The sequence below is a fragment of the Psittacicella gerlachiana genome (genome assembly GCF_003585965.1).
Taxonomy (GTDB): domain Bacteria; phylum Pseudomonadota; class Gammaproteobacteria; order Enterobacterales; family Psittacicellaceae; genus Psittacicella; species Psittacicella gerlachiana.
In genome coordinates this window covers 1-1,934 of sequence record NZ_NRJF01000272.1, presented here as the reverse complement: position 1 = coordinate 1,934, position 1,934 = coordinate 1, and the positions used below count along the sequence as shown (strand labels likewise).

The window sequence follows — 1,934 nt, the reverse complement described above, 5'->3', positions numbered from 1 at the left end:
CTTTCTACTGAAGAATTATTAGAAAAACGTTATCAACGTCTCTTAAGTTTTGGTGACTTTGATATTGAATAACAAAAACAATTAAAGGAAGTAGAAGCTCTACTTCCTTTTCCTTTATAGATCGAGAAGACAAAATTATTTAAATTATTTAGTGATTTTGGTTATACTATAAACATAGATCTATTTGTTTCTAATAAATTTTTTACTGTTTTTTATTATGAATATAGCTTTAATTATTGTTTTATTTATCGTTGGTGTACTTATAGGTTACTTATTAGCTCGTGCTTCAAATACTAACCATAAAAGAGTACAAGAGTTAAAAAATGAATTAACTAACGCTCGTAAAGCTCAACAAGAATCTTTAGAGCAAGTAAATCAAGCACTTGAAAGTGTAAAAAATTTAGCACAAAATATGGCATTTACTTATAAATCTTTAGAATTTACTAAAGCTTCTCTCGAAGGACGTGAAGTAAATGAAAAAGATTTTCTCTTACAAATCAAAGATGGCAAACTTGAAAGAATTTCTTATGATGTAGATGCGGAGCTACCACTTGAATCTCAAGCTCAGACTCCAGCTGAATCTACAAATGATAAGCCTGAAGAAGAAAAAAATAAATAACTTTTCCTAGTACCTAAAGAACTTTAGGTACTTTTAATTTGTAAAATAAATCTCAATTTGATTAGAGACTTACTTCTTTTCTTAAATCCTTAATATTTAGGGGTCTAAATCATAAAAAACTTTTGTTTTTTTAGGTTTTTTACTTGACTTTACTTTTATAAACCTAGTAAACTAGATACAGAATAAGTATAATATAAATTAGCGTAATTTTTTTATTTACGCTAGTATTAAACCGAAAGCTCTTATCACTTTATTTTCTGTCATCAAGCCAGATTACTAGGGTTATTGTATGAAAGAGAATAAGGTTTTTCCATTAATTTTATGATGCTAGAGTTGCTTACAATAATGCTAATTAATTTTAGCAGATCAATTAATTAAGCATTATTAATAACAAATTGCACTTAGGTATAAATTTGTTTTATTGATACGCTTACTGAGCCTATAAGTAAACAACTGTACCTAGCGTGTAACCATTTGGAGTTCATTTGACATGAAGCGCTCAGTTCTTACTTTATTCTCAGGTGAAAACGATGTCTTAAGCCATGTTTTACGCCTAGCCCTAACTGAAAAAGGGATTGCCTTTGATGTAGAGTATATATCTGACAATCCAACACCTTCTACTCCCTCTAATCGCTTTGCTGCAGCTAATGCAACTTTAAAAAAGAAAAAAGCGACAATTGTGGATAGAGATTTAAAAATCGACGATATTACTATAGCTTTAGAATATCTTGATGACAAGTTTCCTCACCCTCCTCTCTTACCAACAGGTCCGGAAAAGCGAGCAAAAACTCGTATTGTTACCAAGCTATTGGAAAAGCGAATTTTCCCTCATCTTGATAAATTAAATTCGCATGATGGAGAATTAGTTTATAGTGCAGTTGAAGAAATTACTACATTTATAGTCCAAATTAGCGGAATTATTGATGAACGTAATCTTATGATTTTTGATGAAGAGTTTTCTGTTTTAGACTGTTTACTCGGTCCAGTACTTTATAAACTCTTCCGCTCTTCAGTTGATCTACGCTCTTTCAAAATTCCAACTAAAGTTGCTAATTATTATCGTCGTCTGCACAACCGCGAACAATTTTTAAAAAGTTTACAACTAGCACCTTCTCGTGGCTTTATGTACGAGAAAGGAAAATAAATTTACGACCTTATGTATTCAATACATAAGGTCTTTCTTTTTATTATTTGCTCTAAAAGCCTTGCTTTTAATGTTAATAATTCTTAATTCTAAAGAAAATCTTAAGAAAATTCTTATTAGTTTTAAATTTTGCTTGGCAAAATTAACATAAAAATCTTAATCGTTTTATAA

At 29.7% G+C, this 1,934-nt stretch carries 2 protein-coding genes; both read left to right on the top strand.

What is annotated here, in order from left to right; genetic code table 11:
- Nucleotides 1-217: 217 nt before the first annotated feature.
- Nucleotides 218-619, top strand: a complete 402-nt coding sequence (locus CKF59_RS07570; protein WP_119535299.1) for a ZapG family protein — start codon at nt 218-220, stop codon at nt 617-619.
- Nucleotides 620-1,109: 490 nt separating this feature from the next.
- Nucleotides 1,110-1,763, top strand: a complete 654-nt coding sequence (locus CKF59_RS07565) for a hypothetical protein (RefSeq protein WP_119535298.1) — start codon at nt 1,110-1,112, stop codon at nt 1,761-1,763.
- Nucleotides 1,764-1,934 lie beyond the last annotated feature (171 nt).